General features: G+C 60.0%; 2 protein-coding genes. Both read left to right on the top strand.

Translation table 11 applies throughout. The features are described from left to right. Window positions 1-135 precede the first annotated feature (135 nt). Window positions 136-582, top strand: coding sequence for a pyridoxamine 5'-phosphate oxidase family protein (locus EN949_RS35060; protein ID WP_127367625.1), 447 nt, complete (start codon window positions 136-138; stop codon window positions 580-582). Window positions 583-720: 138 nt separating this feature from the next. Further along, on the top strand, window positions 721-1,368 hold the full coding sequence (locus EN949_RS35055) for a helix-turn-helix domain-containing protein (RefSeq protein WP_127368293.1): 648 nt from the start codon (window positions 721-723) through the stop codon (window positions 1,366-1,368). The last annotated feature ends 293 nt before the right edge of the window (window positions 1,369-1,661 follow it).

Genomic DNA, 1,661 nt, shown 5'->3' with positions numbered 1-1,661 from the left:
GATTTAAATCATTTACGAAATTGCCGCCTATGCCGCTGCGGACGAGCGGCAAGCCTGCCTTGATTGCGATCAATGACAGCTCCGGCGGCTGGGCCAACAGTCTGTTGGACGACCAATAGACTCAGGAGATCTCACATGCTGATCCGCACATTATCCGCCTTGGAATGCACGAAATTGCTGACCGCCAACCGTGTCGGTCATCTGGCATGCGCGAAGGATGGGCAGCCCTACGTGGTGCCGGTGCACTATGCGCACGCCGACAATCATCTCTACGCGTTTTCCATGCCCGGCAAGAAGATCGACTGGATGCGTGCCAATCCCCTGGTGTCCGTCCAGGTGGGTGAACGCGGCCAGGGCCGAGGCTGGAGAAGCGTCGTCGTCGACGGCCGTTATGAGGAACTGCCGGACCGGATTGGCCACAAGCTCGAGCGTGACCATGCATGGTCGATATTGAGCAAGCATGCCGCTTGGTGGGAGCCCGGCGCCCTCAAGCCAGTCATGCCTCCGGTGTCGGACAGCGCACCCCACGTTTTCTTCCCTATCATGATCCAACAGGTGACGGGCCGTGAAGCAAGTGAATAGCTTTCTTCACTGTGGCGACCAGCGCTGGACCGATTCAGGAGGAGCGGCTCTAGGTAGTTTCCCGTAGTGACATAACCGAATTTCGCGACCCGCGGATTCGCGCGATTGCTGTGTCACGGATAAACCGGGAAAACAGCCATGCACGCGTACACCTCCTCCAGAATTTCGCTGCCGTCACGGTCTGCCCAGCCCAACCTGCCGGAGGCTTTTGAGCCCGCACTGCTGCAACCACTCAGCTTCTATCCCGCAGGCGCGGAAATCTACGCCCAGGGCGAGAAGGCCGGAGGCTTCTACCAGGTGGAGTTCGGCGCCGTCCGCGTCTACCGCCTGCTTGCTGACGGCCGCCGGCAGATCAGTGCCTTTCATCTCGCCGGAGAGACATTCGGCTTCGAAGCCGACACGACGCACCATTTCTTTGCTGAAGCGGTCAATTCCACCGGTGTCCGCGTCTTCCGCCCCACAGCTGGAGCGGATATGTCCCATCAGTTGCTGCCTCTGGCGCTGAAGGGGTTGACCAGAGCGCAGGAACACCTGCTGGTCCTCGGTCGCCAGAGCGCCATCGAACGCGTCGCCGCGTTCCTGGTCGACCTGTCGGAGCGCCAGGGCGGATTGCGGCAGGTCGAACTTCCGATGTCGCGCATGGATATCGGCGATTATCTTGGCCTCACCATCGAGACGGTATCGCGGATCTTCACCCGGCTGAAGGACAAGGGCGTCATCCGCCTGCTCAGCCTGCGCAGCATCGAAATCGTCAGGCATGATGCGCTTCATGCGATGAGCGAATGAGCTGCGCTCCGACTCCTGGATGGTACAAGCACTTCAGACCATTTGACAGCGGGGCAACAAGAGCAAGATAGCAGCGCGGAGGACATCTGTTATGCCGCTGGAAGATTGAGGAAACAGCGGCAAGTCTATCGGCGTTCAGGCTTCGGGAGGAAGGCATGGACCGGCACATGGCCACATTGCGTGCAGACCGTGTTCAAGCATCGATCACGTCGGATGCCGCTGAAAAATCGGCGCTGGTCGATTCGTGGCGGCGCTCGGCCTCGTTGCACAGGCTGGTTCCTGCAGGCCAGAAA

The sequence above is a fragment of the Mesorhizobium sp. M7A.F.Ca.US.007.01.2.1 genome, from assembly GCF_003998165.1.
GTDB classification, from domain to species: Bacteria; Pseudomonadota; Alphaproteobacteria; order Rhizobiales; family Rhizobiaceae; genus Mesorhizobium; species Mesorhizobium ciceri.
The sequence above is the reverse complement of the archived record's forward strand: the minus strand, read 5'-3'. Positions and strand labels throughout refer to the sequence as shown.